11 protein-coding genes are annotated in these 18,630 nt (G+C 35.8%); 9 read left to right on the top strand and 2 right to left on the bottom strand.

Annotation, left to right across the window (positions count from 1 at the left end; all coding sequences use genetic code 11):
- Positions 1-803 precede the first annotated feature (803 nt).
- The 3 genes from C0430_RS02230 (at position 804) to C0430_RS02220 (ending at position 6,619) form a co-directional block, all read left to right on the top strand.
- The gene (locus C0430_RS02230; protein ID WP_290865036.1) at positions 804-4,217 is read left to right on the top strand and encodes a PAS domain S-box protein; all 3,414 of its coding nucleotides are present in this window, start codon (positions 804-806) and stop codon (positions 4,215-4,217) included.
- Between the two features lie 83 nt (positions 4,218-4,300).
- Positions 4,301-5,158, top strand: a complete 858-nt coding sequence (locus C0430_RS02225) for a neutral zinc metallopeptidase (RefSeq protein ID WP_290865034.1) — start codon at positions 4,301-4,303, stop codon at positions 5,156-5,158.
- 174 nt (positions 5,159-5,332) lie between these two features.
- The gene (locus C0430_RS02220; protein ID WP_290865032.1) at positions 5,333-6,619 is read left to right on the top strand and encodes a DEAD/DEAH box helicase; all 1,287 of its coding nucleotides are present in this window, start codon (positions 5,333-5,335) and stop codon (positions 6,617-6,619) included.
- A gap of 62 nt (positions 6,620-6,681) precedes the next feature.
- Here the strand turns inward: C0430_RS02220 and C0430_RS02215 are convergent, their stop codons facing one another.
- Positions 6,682-7,287 (bottom strand): transposase, encoded by a 606-nt coding sequence (locus C0430_RS02215; protein ID WP_290865030.1) that lies wholly within the window; start codon positions 7,285-7,287, stop codon positions 6,682-6,684.
- Between the two features lie 190 nt (positions 7,288-7,477).
- Between C0430_RS02215 and C0430_RS02210 the strand changes: the two genes are divergently transcribed.
- Positions 7,478-8,497, top strand: coding sequence for a type I restriction enzyme HsdR N-terminal domain-containing protein (locus C0430_RS02210; RefSeq protein ID WP_290865028.1), 1,020 nt, complete (start codon positions 7,478-7,480; stop codon positions 8,495-8,497).
- Positions 8,498-8,699: 202 nt separating this feature from the next.
- Here the strand turns inward: C0430_RS02210 and C0430_RS02205 are convergent, their stop codons facing one another.
- Positions 8,700-10,235, bottom strand: coding sequence for a YifB family Mg chelatase-like AAA ATPase (locus C0430_RS02205; RefSeq protein ID WP_290865026.1), 1,536 nt, complete (start codon positions 10,233-10,235; stop codon positions 8,700-8,702).
- A gap of 168 nt (positions 10,236-10,403) precedes the next feature.
- Between C0430_RS02205 and C0430_RS02200 the strand changes: the two genes are divergently transcribed.
- The 5 genes from C0430_RS02200 (at position 10,404) to C0430_RS02180 (ending at position 18,527) form a co-directional block, all read left to right on the top strand.
- The gene (locus tag C0430_RS02200) at positions 10,404-13,394 is read left to right on the top strand and encodes an amidohydrolase family protein (protein ID WP_290865024.1); all 2,991 of its coding nucleotides are present in this window, start codon (positions 10,404-10,406) and stop codon (positions 13,392-13,394) included.
- A gap of 36 nt (positions 13,395-13,430) precedes the next feature.
- Complete coding sequence (locus C0430_RS02195; RefSeq protein WP_290865022.1) at positions 13,431-14,699, top strand: amidohydrolase family protein; 1,269 nt, start codon at positions 13,431-13,433, stop codon at positions 14,697-14,699.
- 304 nt (positions 14,700-15,003) lie between these two features.
- Positions 15,004-16,017 (top strand): dipeptide epimerase, encoded by a 1,014-nt coding sequence (locus tag C0430_RS02190; RefSeq protein WP_290865020.1) that lies wholly within the window; start codon positions 15,004-15,006, stop codon positions 16,015-16,017.
- A 3-nt stretch (positions 16,018-16,020) separates the two neighbouring features.
- Positions 16,021-17,028, top strand: coding sequence for an aminotransferase class I/II-fold pyridoxal phosphate-dependent enzyme (locus C0430_RS02185; protein WP_290865018.1), 1,008 nt, complete (start codon positions 16,021-16,023; stop codon positions 17,026-17,028).
- Positions 17,029-17,201: 173 nt separating this feature from the next.
- Complete coding sequence (locus C0430_RS02180) at positions 17,202-18,527, top strand: ammonium transporter (RefSeq protein WP_290865016.1); 1,326 nt, start codon at positions 17,202-17,204, stop codon at positions 18,525-18,527.
- Positions 18,528-18,630: the final 103 nt, after the last annotated feature.

The raw sequence follows: 18,630 nt of genomic DNA, 5'->3' as shown, positions 1-18,630 counted from the left end.
AAATTTACTCGCTTTTCTAATTCTTTGCTAATATTAACATTCTTTTTTATACCTGTTAGACAAAAAAACCTATTTTTATCCCCAAGAGAAAAGATCCCAAATCTAATTCTTCAACTTAACCTAAAACATCACATCTAATGTTGTGTAGAATACTATTGACATATATTCCCGAGATAAATAATTATTTTTTTGCAAGTGACAATCTCTTCGAAAATCATTATTTTTTGATAGACAAATTTTTCATAAACAATAATTTATTTGAAATCGTAATGCCGATATTTATCATTTCGGCCTTTTTGTTAGTATACAAGTTTTTAAAAATTAAGTCTTCACTTAATGATAAATATGTAGAAACCCAATCAAAAATTGGTTCAAGAAACATAGAAACCCAATTCTATTTTTTGTTTTTGGGAATTATAATTCCAATTCTCGAAATTTTTTTCACTTATTTCGAAATTAGATCCAAAAGTTTGTTGGCCCAAAATTTTAGTGTGGGCATGTTTTTTTTGGCCATGTATTTTGCAAGCAAAAAATCAGTTTGGGTATTTCAAAATATTCAATTTATTTTTAAGGTGCTGTTTATTATCTCCTTTGGCATCATATCCAAAAATTTGATCAATACTTCGCCGGATATAACACCCATGATTGCCTTTTTGACCTGTTTTTTCTTTTCATATGACATTCTCAAACCCATAAAATTTTACCTGTTTTTTGTAGCAGCAATTTTTAGCTTCATTTTCATCCTTTTTACTTTTAAAATAATACCCTTAAAATCGGTTTCCTTACTATTTAATTACTCTTTATTGATTCAAATCATAAATTACGTGAGGCACAAGTCTTTGCTTAATGTTAAAGATAAATTCAAGTTTACCAACGAAATCGTAAATAAAGGAAATGCACTGATAATTGCCACAAATAACGCTGGCGAAATTTCTTTTTGCAGTAAAACGATAAGCTCCATTTTAGGATATTCTCCAGAAGAAGTAATGGGAATGGGATTTTGGAAACTTACTGAAGACTCTGAATTTATTGGAGATAAATACCACGAAAACTATGTTGACGAGCGGTTGTATGTTAGGAAATTAAAATGCAAAAATGGCTCTTACAAATACATTCAATGGAGAGACAAAAAGCACAACGACAATCTAACCATTGGAATTGGAAATGATATTACCAATGAAATAAACCTTGAAAACCAGTACCGAAATTTAATTCAAAACGCTACCGACCTTATTTTTGAAGTTGACATTTTTGGCAATTTCACCTTCATAAATGATTTCACCATCAAGACGCTGGGCTACAGCTCTGAAGAAGCCCTGACACGAAATTATTCGGAATTTATCCGAAATGATTATGCCAAAAACATGATGGATTTTTATACGAATTTACCCGAAAAGGACAATGATTTTACTACGGTTGAAATTCCATTGATAAAAAAGAATGGAGAAGAAATATGGATTTCGCAAAAAGTGGTCATTCGAAGAAATGATTTTGGTGAAATTATTGGCTACTCCGGATTAGCCAGGGACATTACCACTTTAAAAAACCTTGAAATCGAAAACCAAAACCGACAAGAAAAAATTAGACAATACTCTGCTGCCATCAAAGAAATATCAACTAAAAATTTCTGTAAACATGAAAATTTAGACAGCATCATTGGAACAATTATAAAAAATGCCGCTAAAGCCTCCAACATCAACAGAGTAAGCTTTTGGAAATACAAGGAAGACAAAATTGTATGTAAAAAAATATACGAATTAGACAACAAGAAATTCGGTGACAACATTGTATTTAAAAAAGAAAATCATCCCAAATTTTTTGAATCCATAAAAAATGAAGTCCTGATAATCGCGAATGATGTTTACAATAATTCGGTAATTGTAGAATTTATTCCCGATTACTTCTTGAAATACGACATCAAATCAATGCTGGAAATTCCCCTTTTCCGAAATGGTAAATTGACCGGAATGATTTGTTTTGAAACCACGAAATCAAAAAAACAATGGGACAACGACGATATTAATTTTGCCAGAAACATCTCTGATATCGTTTCATTGCAAATTGCCTCAAAAAAACGCTATCAAGCCGAGAAAAAATTAGAATACAAGAGCGAACTTTTATCGGCCATGGCATTATGCACCGAAAAGTTTTTGTTAAGCAAAAGCATTGAGGAAATGTTTATTGAGACATATGAAATAATGGGAAAAGCCACAAAAACAGACCACCTTTTCTATTATGAACTAGACTCCAAAACCAATTTGATCAGCCAAAAATTCAAATGGGCAAAAGAAGGAATTGCACTGCAAATAACTGATGTAAAGGAATTCACCGTCGACAATTTGAAAGAAATTTTTTCAGAACTCAATACTAAAAAGCATTTTAAATTCATAACCCATAAACTCAAAGATTCGTTTTTCAAAGAGTTATTGGTGGCCAATGAAATCAAGTCTTTACTGATTTTGCCGATACATATTGAAGATGAATTTACTGGTTTTATAGGTTTTGATGATTGTTCCAAAGAAAAAAAATGGTCAGAAGACGAAATCAAAATATTACAAACACTTGCCACCAATATTTCTTCGGCATTAAAAAGAAATAAAAACGAGACCATACTATACGAAAGCGAAGAAAAATTCCGATTACTGGCCGACAATATCCCCGGAACTGTTTATCTATCAAACATTGACGATAAATGGAGCAAGATTTATATTAATGATGAAATAGAAAACTTGACCGGATACAATAAATCTGAATTTCTGGAGAAAAAAATACACTATGTCGATTTACTACATCCCGAAGACAATGAACGTGTTCAAAATGCTGCAAAAAAATTGGCTGAAGAACATGTCAAAATGCATGAGATTTATAGAATCATGGATAAAAACGGCAATTTGGTTTGGGTAGAAGAATTTGGCGATAAAATCAAAAACAATCATGATTCAATTGATTATGTGGGTGGAATATTTTTTGACATAACCAACAAAAAAGAAGCCGAAGAAGCCCTAATCGCAAAAGAAATAGCCGAAGCGGCCAGCAAAGCAAAATCAGAATTTCTGGCCAACATGAGCCACGAAATCAGGACACCGCTAAATGGAATAATTGGATTTACCAACTTGCTTTTGAAAACCAATCTTGAAAAAACGCAAGAGAAACACATGAAAACGGTTAATCAATCTGCATATTCTTTATTGGACATCATCAACAACATTCTTGATTTTTCGAAAATCGAGGCCGGACAACTTGAATTATTTATTGAGAAATGTGAAATCAAAGAAATATTAAATCAAATAATAGACTTGATAACCTATGAATCGAACCAGAAAAACCTGAAACTAGAACTGCTCATAGCTCCGGATATTCCTAAATATTTTTGGGTTGACATCATTCGTTTAAAACAAATCTTGATTAATCTTTTGTCCAATGCCGTAAAATTCACCGAAAAAGGCACCATAAAATTAGAAATTTCGATCCTCGAAAAAATTGATGATTCAAGAAACAAAATTCGTTTCATCGTGACCGATTCCGGAATTGGGATACAAGAAAAAAATCAAAGTAAAATATTCAATGCATTTTCCCAAGAAGACAATTCAACAACAAGAAAATTTGGAGGAACGGGACTGGGTTTAAGCATTTCAAACCAACTTTTGGGATTGATGAATAGCAAGCTCCAACTTAAAAGTAAAATAGACATTGGAAGCATTTTTTATTTTGATTTAGATTTAAAAACCAGCAACCAAATTAAGCCAAATAAAATCAAAATAAATATTCCAGTTGAGAATCGGACTGACTTTGTCATCAAAAAAAATGACGATTTAAGAAAATGGAAAATAATGATTGCCGAAGACAACAAAATCAATATGTTGTTACTAAAAACCATCATCAAAAATGTATTTGTGGAAACAACTATTTTTGAGGTTTACAACGGAATGGAAGCTGTTGAACAATTTGAAGCCATTAATCCTGACATAATTTTTATGGACATCCAAATGCCCACAATGAATGGTTATGAAGCTACTAAAGCCATAAGAAATCTTGAATCAGGAAAAAATATTCCCATCATTGCCGTAACGGCAGGTGCCGAAAAAGATGAAAAAATAAAATGTATGGAAGCCGGAATGAATGATTACATTTCAAAACCCATTCCAAAAGGAATTATTGAAAAAACAATCATAAAATGGATGGAAGTGCCAAGATTAAACCATAAAATGAATGAGTAACTAACTTTTGGCATTAAAAATAAGTAGCTTAGATTGAAAATTAATTAAACAAAAGACACTATTTTTACCTTAAAACTCATAATATGAAATGGATAGGTAGAAGACAAAGCGACAATATGGAAGACCGCAGGGGACTTTCAGGCGGAAAAGCTGTGGTTGGAGGAGGAATAATCGGAATCATTATTTTGCTGGTTAATATTTTTGGTGGCGAAAATGCCCAACAAATCACTCCTATTTTAGAACAATTCAACCAACAACAATCCACACAAACCGAGTCAAGAGCCTTGACTCCGGAAGAAATCAAGGAAGGCGAATTCGTAAAAACCCTCTTGGCCGACAACGAAGACATTTGGACCAAAATATTCGAAGAAAACAACCTCACTTTTGAAGCTCCAAAGCTAATTTTATTCAGTGGCCAAGTGCAAACTGCTTGCGGAGGAGCAAGTTCCGTTTCCGGGCCTTTTTATTGTCCCGGTGACAGAATCATTTATATGGATATGTCTTTCTTCGAAGAATTGAGAACCCGATTTGGTGCAGATGGCGGCGATTTTGCAGTGGCTTATGTCTTGGCACACGAATTTGGACATCACATTCAAACCTTGTTGGGAACTTCTTCAAAAGTGCGACAACTTCAAGAAAACAGAAACGAAACCGAAGGCAATAAATTATCCGTTGCGCTAGAATTGCAAGCCGATTTCTATGCCGGACTTTGGACACACTACAACGAAAAACAAAACGCAATGCTCGAACCCGGCGATATCGAAGAAGCCTTGAGTGCCGCCAATGCCGTGGGAGACGACGCCATCCAGAAAAAAATGCAGGGACAAGTCGTTCCCGATTCCTTCACTCACGGAACTTCCGAACAAAGAATGTATTGGTTCAATCGTGGTTTTAAATCGGGAGATTTTAATAAAGGAAATACTTTTGCGGAAGTGAATTAGTAGTAAACTTTAATTCGTATTTCATTGTGGTTTGTGGTTGATAAATGAGTTCAAAAAATATTTCATTCAAACAAAACCAAGTAATCCAAGACACATCGGGAAAATTAGCAGTACCTTTGCGCCAAATTAAAGAAGTACTCCATATAAATAGTGTTTACTTCATAAACACCATTTATGTCATTTAACTCATTAGGTCTATCTGATGCTTTACTAAAAGCCATCAGCAAAAAAGGATACACAACCCCATCACCAATACAACAAAAAGCAATTCCTCCCATATTGGAAGGCAAAGACGTATTGGCATCAGCACAAACAGGAACAGGAAAAACGGCAGGTTTCACCCTACCCATATTGCAAATATTATCGCAAGGAAAACAGTTGAGCCACAGACCCATTCGTGCCTTGATATTGACTCCAACACGAGAATTGGCTGCCCAAATATTGGCCAATATAAAAGAATACAGCGAATTTGTGGATTTACGCTCTGCCGTAATTTTTGGTGGTGTAAACCAAAATCCACAAGCTGCCCAAATACGTCAAGGTCTCGACATTTTGGTCGCCACTCCCGGTCGTTTAATCGATTTGAAAAATCAAGGTTTGGTGTCACTTTCAAAAGTGGAGATTTTGGTTTTAGATGAAGCAGATAGAATGTTGGATATGGGATTTTTACGTGATATTGAACGCCTTATCAAACTATTGCCATCCAAAAGACAAAACTTGCTGTTTTCAGCAACCTTTTCGAAAGACATCAAGAAATTGGCAATGGGTATTTTACATCATCCAGTACAAGTGGAAGCAACTCCAGAAAATACGACCGTTGATGCCATTATTCAAAAAATATACCCTTGTGCCAAAGAGAAAAAAACAGAATTGATCATCAAACTGATTACCGAAGGCAACTGGAAACAGATTTTAGTTTTTACCCGAACCAAACAAGGTGCCAACAAGTTGACTGAAAACATGATTAGTGCTGGTATCAAAGCAGCAGCCATTCACGGGAACAAAGGACAAGGTGCGAGAACTAAAGCCTTGGCTGGTTTCAAGGACGGAAGCCTGACCGCTTTGGTCGCCACGGATATTGCCGCTCGAGGTTTGGACATACCATTGTTGCCACACGTTGTCAATTTTGAATTGCCAAACATTCCTGAAGATTACGTTCACCGTATAGGTAGAACCGGAAGAGCTGGAGCCAGTGGTGAAGCCATTTCGTTGTTTAGTCCGGACGAAACTGTTTTTTTACGCGATATCGAAAAATTGGTCGGCTTGAAATTGCCGAAAGAAAACATCAAAGGTTTTGAACCAGATCCCAACGCTTCAACAGAACCTATCAAACAAGGTCAAGGAAGACAACAACGCAATTCAACTCCCAGAAAACCTAAAACAGATACTGCCAATAGAAGCAGTAACAACAGCTTTGGTCCAAGACGTCCTCAACAAAATAATGACAGGCGTTCTAGATAATCTCATCAATGCTCCGCAAAGTCTCCGACTTTGTGGATGTGATAAAAGGTCTCCGACCTTCGCTACCAATTATAAATAGTGCTAATCGATTGTGGTTTCAAAACATCTATTACCGGATTATCCACTTTTGTAATTGCTATAATTCCACTATCTTCAACATAATTGGAAGCACTGGAATACACATAATGTGAAGCTTTGGCAACAATTCCTGCTCGAACTGGATTCAAATGAATATAATCCAATTTCGACCAAAAGAACTTTTCTGAAAAAATTTCTTCAGGATGATTTCCATATTGCCAAAACTGATATTTTTCATTTCGGTCATGACTTTTACAAGCAAATTCAAAACGTTTCAGCATCCAATCGGCCCTACTTTCAGGTTCGGTTTCTATTTTACTCAAAATGGTCTTTGCTGTAAACTTCTTGAAATCCCGAATCAAATCCGATAATTTACTGTTGTCTGACTGGATGATTAAATGAACGTGATTGGACATAATTACAAATCCATACAAAATCATTCCCTTGTTTTTTATGCAAAAATCCAGACTTTCAATGACGCAATCTTTATAGATTTTCCTGGAAAAAACATCAACCCAATCCACAACCGTTGCGGTTATGAAATGCGCTTTGGACTGATCTCTAATTATGAATCCTTCTTTTTCTTTCATATTGTTGTTTTTTTAAGGTCAGTCAGAGACTGACAAACACATCCTCAAAGTCGGAGACTTTGCGGAGCTTTTAATAAAATCTCATTACGAAGATGATAATTATTATGATTTATTTAGATAATTGGCTATCTTTTTTTCACATTGATAATAAAAAGATTACATTTGATGTATTAATTATAAAAACGTAATAATGGCGACAACTATAATTCCAAAACAAGCGATTTCACAATTAAAAAGAATGTTGGATAATTTCAAATTAAATGAAGCTATAGAATTATGTTCAAATGAAGCCCAAACTAGAAAATTTTTAATTGAACCTTTTTTCTTTATGTTGAATTATGTTTCTACAGATTTAATACCAGAATACAATGCAGATTTTGGAGAAAGAATAAGTCAGAAAATTGATTATGCCATTATCTTAAATAAAAAAGATACAATTCTAATTGAAGCCAAAAAACAAACTAGCAAATTAAGCGATAAAGAAGCTGGGCAATTAAACGGATATTTCAACAATACAAAAAATTCTAAACTTGCTATTCTTACAAATGGTATTGAGTATAGATTTTATTCTGATGTTGTAGAACCAAATATCATAGATAACAAACCATTCTTTCAATTCAATTTAAGTAACTATTCTGAAAAAGATATTGAATCATTAATAAGGTTTGATAAACGTTTTATCAAAATAAAAGAAATTATTGAATCAGCTCAGGAAATTGTATTTGCTGAAAGTTTTGAAGATTCGTTATTCAAAGAATTAAATGTTCCATCTAAAGACTTATTGAAAATAATTCATAGAAATATGTTATTCAAAACAAAATTCAATGAAGAAACACAAGGCAAAATGATAAGTTTGATTAATTCATCTTTACTTAAATGTTTATATGATAAAAAAGTAATGGATGAAGCAAGTTCAAATTCTCTAGGTGTTATTACAACAGAATTAGAAATACAAGCATATCACACAATTAGAACTCTGCTTATTCAAAATAAAAAAATTCCAAACGAAAGAATATCCTATAAAGATTTTAAAAGTTTTTTTAATATAAGTGTTGACGATAGTTCAAAAAAAGTTATTTGCAAACTGGTTTTTAATGGTAAATCAATGAAAATCTCAATTGAAAATAATGAATATATACTTGAAAACATTGATGATTTATTGAAGTATAAAAATGAATTAACCAATAGAACATTATTATTACTTGAATAAAAAACATCAAAGTTGAGCTAAATTTCAATCCAACCAGCCAGATGCATTAATAAAAATCTAGCTCCGCAAAGTCTCCGACTTTGCGGATGCGTTCGTCAGTCTCTGACTGACATAAAATTAAACAATCCAAAATAAAATCGGTTGAAAACCGAAAATCACTACCTCAAAATCGAAGACTTTGCGGAGCCTTATGCTATATTAACTAACCCAACCAACCATCACGATCCAAACTTCGATACTGAATCGCTTCGGCAATGTGTGAGGAAACAACTTTTGGTGAAGCTTCCAAGTCGGCGATGGTTCGGGCTACTTTCAGGATTCTGTCGTAGGCTCGCGCGGAAAGATTTAGACGTTCCATTGCAGTTTTCAACAATTGTTTAGAATCGTCGTCGAGGGCGCAATATTCCCGAATGTGTTTGGTATTCATTTGAGCATTGTAATGAATGTTCTCCATTTGGATAAAACGTTCCGATTGAATTTCCCGAGCTGATGTCACTCTTTTTCTAATTTCGACGCTGCTTTCTGCTTTTTGTTCATCCGATAATTTTTCGAAAGGAACGGGAGTCACTTCGATGTGAATGTCTATTCTATCCAACAACGGTCCCGAAATCTTGCTCAAATAACGTTGCATTTCGTGTGGAGAAGAAGTTTGTGGCGAATCGGGATCGTTGAAAAAACCACTCGGACTAGGATTCATACTCGCCACGAGCATAAAAGACGATGGATAAGTCACGGTAAACTTGGCCCTGGAAATAGTCACTTCCCTGTCTTCGAGCGGTTGACGCATCACTTCGAGAACTTCTCTTTTAAATTCCGGCAATTCGTCCAGAAACAAAACGCCGTTATGAGCCATCGAAATTTCGCCGGGTTGCGGATAACTTCCTCCACCAACCAAAGCTACGTTCGAAATGGTATGATGCGGACTTCGAAACGGTCGTTGGTTCATCAATCCGACTTCTTTCAACTTTCCCGCGACACTGTGAATTTTGGTAGTTTCTAGAGCTTCCCGCAAGGTCATTGGCGGCAAAATACTGGGCAAACGTTTGGCGAGCATCGTTTTTCCGGCTCCCGGAGGACCAATAAGAATGATGTTATGTCCACCGGCTGCGGCAATTTCCATGCATCTTTTTATGGACTCCTGCCCTTTCACATCGCTAAAATCGAATTCGGGGAAGTCCAAAGTTTTATAAAATTCGGCTCGAGTGTCTATTGTTGTTGGTTCTAATGTTCCTTTTCCTTCAAAGAAATCAATTACTTCTTGCAAATTTTCGATACCATAAACATCCAATCCGGTGACAATTGCGGCTTCTTTGACGTTTTGCTTTGGAAGAAAAAAACCTTTAAAACCTTCTTCTTTGGCTTTTATGGCGATGGGCAAAGCCCCTTTGATGGGTTGCAAACTTCCGTCCAATGATAGCTCTCCCATTATAATATATTGGTCGATTTCGTCAGCTTTAATTTGGGCCGAAGCCACGAGAATTCCAATGGCGAGTGTCAAATCATAAGCCGAACCTTCTTTTCTCAAATCGGCGGGAGCCATATTGATGGTGATTTTCTTGCCTGGCATCGCATAGTCGTTATTTTTGAGCGCGGCAGCAATTCGATAACTGCTTTCTTTTATGGCATTGTCCGGCAAACCAACCAGATGATATCCAATTCCCTTGTCAATATTTACTTCAACTGTAATTGTGGTGGCTTCAACCCCAAAAACGGCACTTCCAAAAACTTTAACTAACATACTGATTTATTTGATTTTATAAATATAGGAAGTTTTTGATAAAAGACCATTTGATTCTACATTTAAATACATCGTCATAAAATAAAGAACAAATGTTAAATCATGTTATTTTTAACAAAAAGTGTGATAGATTCTATATATTCGTTCGCTAAACAATCAAATATACTTATGAACAGAATTCTGCTTCTCCTCTTTTTGGGAGTCTTTATCCCTAAAATTAGTGCCCAAGAATATTTCCCAAACAATGAAGGTGTTCAAAACAAAAACAACAATTATGTCGTTTTTACCAATGCCAAGATTTATGTCACTCCAACCCAAATCATCGAAAAAGGAAGTTTGCTCATTCAAAACGGAAAAGTAATTGGTGCGGGAAACAACATTTCAATCCCAAAAAACTGTACAACCATAAACCTGGAAGGTAAGTCAATCTATCCTTCGTTTATCGATATTTACACTAATTTTGGTATTGAAAAGCCCACAAACAATTCAAATTCAGGAGGATTACTGTATGATACCAAACGCGAAGGATTTTATTGGAATGAAAATATCCGACCAGAAGTCAACGCCTACGAAAATTTCAAATACGACCAAACCAAGGCGACAGAATTACTTAAAGCTGGTTTTGGCGTGGTGGGAACCCATATCCAGGACGGAATTGCCCGTGGAACCGGAACTCTAATCGCCTTGAATAACAGCGATAGAAGTAATCGCTTGTTGTCCAACAAAATAACCAATCATTTTGGATTTACCAGAAGCGTGGCAACAAATCAAGCTTATCCCAGTTCGTTAATGGGAATGATAGCCTTGCTTCGCCAAATGTATTTGGACAAAAATTGGTATAAAAACGGAAATTCCAAAACCAAAGATTTGTCATTGGAAGCCTTGATTAACAACGAAAAATTAGTGCAAATCTTCACTACCGAAGACAAGCTAAACAGTTTGAGAGCTTCTAAATTGGGAAAAGAATTTGGCTTTAACTACGTATTGAAAGGTGCTGGAAATGAGTTCGAAAGAATCGAAGAAATCAAAAAAACAAATTCCAAATTCATTATTCCGATCAATTTTCCGGAAGCCTATGATGTTTCGAATCCCTATCAAGCAGATCAAATGGACTTGAGCACTTTGCGTTTCTGGAACCAAGCGCCAACCAACTTGAAAGTACTATCAGACAACAATATCGAATTTGCTTTAACAACCGATAAACTAAAAAAACTGGAAGACTTTAGAACCAATCTGTTGAAAGCCATAAAATACGGATTCGACAAAACCAAGGCATTGGAAGCGTTGACAACAATTCCAGCTTCGATTCTTGGAAAAAGTGCCGAAATTGGAAGCTTAAAAAACGGAAGTTTTGCCAATTTCGTGATTACTTCGGGACCTATTTTTGACGAAAAAACTATTTTATACGAAAACTGGGTTCAAGGAACTAAATTTGTTGTCAATAACATCGATACAAAAGACATTCGCGGCAATTATGATTTAATCATCGAAAATGATTCCTATAAATGGAAAATTGACGGTGAAATTGCAGCTCCAAAATCTGAAATAACAACTGCCAACAATAAAAAAATAAGTTCTAAACTTGTGGTTGCCAATAATTGGATTACGGCATTGATAAAATCAAAAGATACCATCAAAACCGGTTTTACAAGATTGACCGGTTTTGTCGAAAACACTCAAACTATCTCCGGCAAGGCAATTTTGCCCAATGGAACTGAAATAAAATGGTCAGCCACGAAAACTTCGCCATTTGTTGCAGTCATAGATTCCTCCAAAGTCGAAAAACCAAATGTCATTCCGGTTACTTTCCCCAATATTGCTTTTGGAAATACCCAAAAACCAACTCAACAAACCATACTTTTTAAAAATGCCACGGTTTGGACTAACGAAAAAGAAGGCATCTTGCAAGAAACCGACGTGTTGGTCAAAAACGGAAAAATTGCCACCATAGGAAAAAATATTTCCGATACTTCAGCCACTATTATTGATGCCAAAGGAAAACATTTGACCAGCGGAATCATTGATGAACACTCGCATATCGCCATCTCCAGAGGCGTAAACGAAGGCGGTCACAACTCGAGTGCCGAAGTGACCATCCAAGACGTGGTCAATTCTGAAGATATTAATATTTACAGGGATTTGGCCGGTGGTGTTACCACTTCGCAGTTGTTGCACGGCTCGGCAAATGCTATTGGCGGTCGCTCGGCCATTGTGAAATGGAAATGGGGATTGGCTCCAGAAGAACTTTTGTACAAAAACCAACCCAAATTCATCAAATTTGCTTTGGGTGAAAATCCAAAACAATCCAATTGGGGAAATATAAATCCAACTCGTTTTCCACAATCCAGAATGGGTGTCGAGCAGGTTTTTACGGATTATTTTCAACGAGCCAAAGAATATGACGAAGCTTGGAAAAAATACAACTCCAATTCCAAAAAAGACAAAACCAAAGCACCAAGAGTGGATTTGGAACTGCAAACCATTGCCGAAATTATCAACAAAGAGCGTTTCATCACTTGTCATTCTTATGTGCAATCCGAGATTTTAATGTTGATGAATGTGGCCGAAAAATTCAATTTCAAGGTAAATACATACACCCATATTCTTGAAGGTTACAAAGTGGCAGACAAAATGAAAGAACACGGAGTTGGCGCTTCCACATTCTCTGATTGGTGGGCTTACAAATTTGAAGTAAACGACGCAATTCCTTACAATGGCCCAATAATGCACAAGGAAGGAATAGTGGTTGCCTACAATTCCGATGATGCAGAAATGTCCAGAAGATTGAATCAGGAAGCGGCAAAAGCAGTGAAATATGGCAATATTCCCGAAGAAGAAGCCTGGAAATTCGTGACTTTGAATCCTGCCAAATTGTTGCACATTGACGACAAAGTGGGAAGCATAAAAGTAGGCAAAGATGCCGATGTCGTTCTTTGGAACAACAATCCTTTGTCTATTTATGCCAAAGCAGAAAAAACATTGATTGAAGGCGTAGTTTACTATGATGCCCAAAAAGACGAAGCCCAAAGAGTGGCTGTTGCCAATGAAAAAAACGAATTAATCAGACAGTTGTTGCAAGAAAAAAACAAGGGAATGATTACCCAAGAACCAATCAAGGCGGCAAAAAAAGAATACCACTGTGATACTTTAGAACAATAAAAGATGAAATATATATATATACTAGCATTGGTACTTATGGTATCAATACACACAAAAGCACAACAAACACCTGCCAAAAAACAAACAAAATCAGTTTTGATTCTAAATGCAACGGCACATTTGGGCAACGGCCAAATAATAGAAAACAGCGCCATTGGATTCAAGGACGGAAAAATCACGTTGGTGGCTGATTCCAAACTAATAAAACTCTCCAAAGACGCTTACGAAAGCACGATTGATGCGACAGGAAAGCACGTTTATCCTGGATTTATAGCACCAAATTCGACTTTGGGTTTAGTAGAAATTGATGCCGTGAAATCTTCGGATGATGAAAAAGAGATTGGAAATTTCAACCCTCACATAAGAAGCATCGTGGCTTATACTGCCGAATCAAAAGTGATTGAAACGGTTCGTCCAAACGGAATTTTAATGGCACAAATCACGCCTCGTGGTGGCAGAATTTCAGGAACATCGTCAATTGTGCAACTGGATTCTTGGAACTGGAAAGATGCCTTGATTAAAGAAAATGACGGAATTCATCTTAACTTTCCAATAAATTACATCAGAACCGGCTGGTGGGCTGAACCGGGAACTCTTGATGCCAATAAAGAATACTTGAAACAAGTGGAAGAAATCAATACTTTTATTTCAAACGCCAAAGCCTACTTGGCTGACGCTTCAAAAGAAAGAAATTTGGTTTTCGAAGCCATGAAAGGATTATTTGACGGGACCCAAACTTTGTTCATTCATGCCGACGAAAACAAACAAATTATTGATGCCATCCAATTTGCCAAAGAAAACAAAATAAAAAAAATGGTGATTGTTGGCGGATACGAAGCCTACAAATCGGCTGAAATGTTGCAAAAAAATAATATTGGCGTATTATTGAGACGCGTACACGATATGCCAAAAAGCGACGATCAAGATGTTGATTTACCGTATAAAATGGCAAAATTATTGACTGATAAAGGAATAATTGTTGGTCTCGAAAACAGTGGCGACATGGAGCGCATGCAAACACGAAACCTGCCTTTTCTGGCCGGAACCTGTGCTGCTTATGGTTTAGACAAAGAACAAGCCTTGCAATTAATCACCTTAAACACGGCCAAGTTACTGGGAATAGAAAATCAATGCGGTTCATTGGAACTGGGCAAGGACGCCACTTTATTTATTTCGGAAGGTGATGCCCTGGATATGAGAACCAATAAATTGACCGAGGCATTCATTCAAGGAAGGATGATTGATTTAGAAAACCATCAAAGTCGACTTTACGATAAATACAAAGAAAAATACAACCAACAATAATTCATGCATTGGACGAAATAGAATTACCAAAACAGTCGCAGGAACATTCTTGCGACTGTTTTTTGTATCTGGCTTTCACATTTTTATCAAAGGTAAACCACTTCATCAATTCTTTTTTTACGCGAATTGAAAATCGAAAAAAGTCTAAAAACAGCTTTTGCAAGAATCAGTTTCCTCTTTTTTTATTTGTTTTAAAAAAAAATCGTCATAAAATGAAATTTACTTTTGATTTTAATATGTAATCTAATTTATATTAATTTTCTTTGTTATAAATAAAACATTTGTCCAGCAAAAAGTCATAAAAATGAAAGTAATAATTAGAACCTTCGACCTTCAATTAAAGCACACCTTTACCATTTCAAGAGAATCATATAAAGTTCAACCTTCTTTAATTGTCGAATTGCAAAGTGACGGTTATTCCGGATTTGGAGAAGCCACGTCAAATCCATATTACAATATTACCGTTGATTCGATGAAAATGAATTTGGAAAAAATAACTCCTTTAATCGAAAGTATTACTGATGAAACTCCTGAGGAATTTTGGCATAAAGCCCATCCATTTTTAAAACATGACATGTTTGCACTTTGTGCTTTAGATATTGCCTACAATGATTTGTATGCCCGCAAAAAAGGGAAAAAACTATACGAATTATGGGGTTATTCAACTGATGACAACCCAAAAACAGATTATACCATTGGGATTGACAGCATCGAAAAAATGGTGTCAAAGATGAAAGAATTGCCTTGGCCCATCTATAAAATTAAACTAGGTACCAAAGAAGATATCGCCATTGTAACCGAATTAAGGAAACATACCGATGCCATTTTTAGAATTGATGCCAATTGTGGTTGGACAGTTCCTGAAACCATAAATAACGCCATTGAGTTAAAAAAACTTGGCGTAGAATTTTTGGAACAACCCTTGAAAGCCGACAATTGGGAAGGACATGCAACAGTTTTCAAAAATTCGGTCTTGCCCATAATTGCAGATGAAAGTTGCATTATTGAAGAAGACGTGGCCAAATGTCACAATCATTTTCACGGGGTGAATGTAAAACTCGTGAAATGTGGCGGACTTACTTCGGCAAGAAGAATGATTTCACAAGCAAAAAAATTAGGAATGAAAACAATGGTTGGTTGCATGACCGAATCATCGGTGGGAATATCAGCGATTGCACATTTATTGCCAGAATTGAATTATGTTGACATGGATGGTGCATTGTTGCTGGCCAAAGATATTGCAACAGGAGTAACAATTAAGGACGGTATCGTAAAATACTCCGAGTTAAATGGAACTGGAGTTACTCTAATTGGATAAACAATGACAGTAGGTGGATTTCCAGATCGAATCATTACAGTTAATGGTATCGAATATTTATATTTTGGCGGTACCAATTATTTAGGAATAACCACCAATCCCGATTTTCAAAATATTTTATTTGACAGCATCAAAAAATGGGGAACCGGATTTGGAAGTTCCCGCAATTCGAATATTCAACTTTCAATATACGAAACTGCCGAAAAATTATTGGCCAAAAATATGGATACCGAAGCTGCATTGGCCGTTTCCTCGGGAATGTTGGCAGGAAAATTAGTGGTTGAACACCTTTCTAGCACAACAGATGCAGTGTTTCATTTTCCAGATACACATCCGGCATTAATGAATCTTTCCAGTCTTCCAATTATGGAAAAGGGAAAATTAAATCCGAAAGTGTTCGATCCAACTCTCACCAAAATAACCGTAGTGACGGATGCTATTCCTTCATTATATGTCGAACCTATTGACTTAAGCGTTTTATTCGAGATTCCAAAAGAAAAAGAAATCCACTTGGTAATTGACGAATCCCACAGTTTTGGGATTTATGGAAATGAATGGCAAAAAATACTCGAAAAAGAAAACATCAAAATAATCAGGATTGCTTCATTGGCAAAAGCATTGGGCATTTCAGGTGGCGTAATTGCTGGCAATAGTGATTTTATTTCCAAAATACGCAGTCTAAATAGTTTTATAGGAGCTTCGGGAATGAATCCTGCTTTTTTGGAAACCTACACTAATGCACAGGAACTTTATCAATCTCAAAAACAAAAATTAAAACAAAATCTTGATTATTTAGACCAAAATTTCATCAATAGAGAAGGATTTACTTTTCATCCCTCCTATCCACTTATTTATTTTGAAAGTGAAGCTGTTTCTAAAAAATTATTGGAAAACAAAATCATAACCACTTCTTTTAAATATCCCACTTCATCAGGTAAACTCAACCGAATAGTCATTACTTCTAACCACACCACTCTTGATTTAGAACAATTGATAACTCAATTAAATTAAAATTAGCACAAATCAGTGTTAATAAATTATAATTTTTAACAAACAATTATCATTAACCCATAAATTTAAAGGGGGTAAAATATAAATTTGACAAAAATAACAGCTTGAAGCATAATTTTTATGGGGGTATGAAATGAATTATATACTTTTATCAAAATTTAAAACTAAAAACTATGCGAAAGATTATTTTAAGTGTGATTCTAATCACAATTTTGGTATTATCCATTTTTTCAATTTATTTATTTCCGGAAAGTACAACTTTAGGAGCTCATGTTGTTCCACTAAAATTAGACACAGGTGATACGGCATGGATGTTGACTGCCACTGGTCTAGTATTGTTAATGACTCCAGGACTGGGATTCTTTTATGGAGGAATGGTAGGCAAAAAAAATGTTATTAGTACAGTATTACAAAGTTTTATGGCCATGGTCATCGTGACCGTGCTGTGGGTTGTGGTTGGATTTGGTTTATGTTTTGGACCTTCGATAGGAGGTTTGATCGGGGATCCATCGTCGAATCTATTTTTTCAAGGAGTAAGTGCCAACACAGCTTGGGAATTAGCCCCAACTATTCCTTTTATCTTGTTTGCCTTATTTCAAGCAAAATTTGCCATCATCACACCCGCTTTGATAACAGGAGCTTTTGCAGAACGTGTTCGTTTCTGGGCTTACTTATTGTTTATGGTATTATTCATATTGTTTGTATACGCTCCATTATGTCACATGACATGGCATCCTGATGGATTATTCTTCGGATGGGGAGTATTGGATTTTGCAGGAGGAACCGTAGTGCACATGAGTGCTGGTTGGGCTGCTCTTGCTGGAGCGATGTTCTTGGGTAAACGAAAAGTTCCAAAAGCAAATCCTGCTCGTATTACTTATGTATTATTAGGAACTGGTTTATTATGGTTCGGTTGGTTCGGATTCAACGCAGGATCTGCTGTTGGAGCTGGAAGTCTTGCCGCACAAGCCTTGGGAACTACAACTGTAGCTGCCGCTGCCGCTGCAATGGGCTGGGTATTTTTGGATAAAATTCTTGGACACAAACTTTCTGCCATGGGAGCTTGTATCGGTGCCGTTGTGGGATTAGTGGCCATCACTCCTGCTGCAGGATTTGTAACAATGCCATCAGCTCTTGCGATTGGTTTTATTGCCAGCATTATAAGCAATCTTGTCGTGAGTAATTTTCCTAAAGGTAAAATTGACGATGCTTTGGATGTATTTGCATGTCACGGTGTTGGTGGTATGGTAGGTATGCTTTTAACAGGTGTATTTGCGTCAAAATCCGTTAATTCTATCGTGGGTGACAACCAAGGTTTAATCTATGGCGACCCTACTTTGTTCTTAATTCAATTGAAAGCATTGGTTCTTGTTTCCATATTTGCTTTTACCGCTTCTTACGCCTTGTTCTTTATAGTAAACAAAATTACTCCATTAAGAGTCTCTGAAGAAAAAGAAGAATTAGGATTGGATATTTCGCAACACGGAGAGTTTTTGTAAATCAACTTTCAAAAATAAATTGTAATTCTAAAAAATCCCATCCGTTAATCGGATGGGATTTTTTTATTTCTTGAATTGGGCGGTTGCATTGTTTTGAATCAAT

This window comes from Flavobacterium sp., from assembly GCF_013823965.1.
In the GTDB taxonomy this organism is placed as follows: Bacteria; Bacteroidota; Bacteroidia; order Flavobacteriales; family Flavobacteriaceae; genus Flavobacterium.
The sequence above is the reverse complement of the archived record's forward strand: the minus strand, read 5'-3'. Positions and strand labels throughout refer to the sequence as shown.

Excerpts from the sequence above, each read along its gene's own strand:
- C0430_RS02225 (WP_290865034.1), top strand. The coding sequence starts at position 4,301 with ATGAAATGGATAGGTAGAAGACAAAGCGACAATATGGAAGACCGCAGG.
- C0430_RS02220 (WP_290865032.1), top strand. The coding sequence starts at position 5,333 with ATGTCATTTAACTCATTAGGTCTATCTGATGCTTTACTAAAAGCCATC.
- C0430_RS02215 (WP_290865030.1), bottom strand. The coding sequence starts at position 7,287 with ATGAAAGAAAAAGAAGGATTCATAATTAGAGATCAGTCCAAAGCGCAT.
- C0430_RS02210 (WP_290865028.1), top strand. The coding sequence starts at position 7,478 with ATGGCGACAACTATAATTCCAAAACAAGCGATTTCACAATTAAAAAGA.
- C0430_RS02205 (WP_290865026.1), bottom strand. The coding sequence starts at position 10,235 with ATGTTAGTTAAAGTTTTTGGAAGTGCCGTTTTTGGGGTTGAAGCCACC.
- C0430_RS02200 (WP_290865024.1), top strand. The coding sequence starts at position 10,404 with ATGAACAGAATTCTGCTTCTCCTCTTTTTGGGAGTCTTTATCCCTAAA.
- C0430_RS02195 (WP_290865022.1), top strand. The coding sequence starts at position 13,431 with ATGGTATCAATACACACAAAAGCACAACAAACACCTGCCAAAAAACAA.
- C0430_RS02190 (WP_290865020.1), top strand. The coding sequence starts at position 15,004 with ATGAAAGTAATAATTAGAACCTTCGACCTTCAATTAAAGCACACCTTT.
- C0430_RS02185 (WP_290865018.1), top strand. The coding sequence starts at position 16,021 with ATGACAGTAGGTGGATTTCCAGATCGAATCATTACAGTTAATGGTATC.
- C0430_RS02180 (WP_290865016.1), top strand. The coding sequence starts at position 17,202 with ATGCGAAAGATTATTTTAAGTGTGATTCTAATCACAATTTTGGTATTA.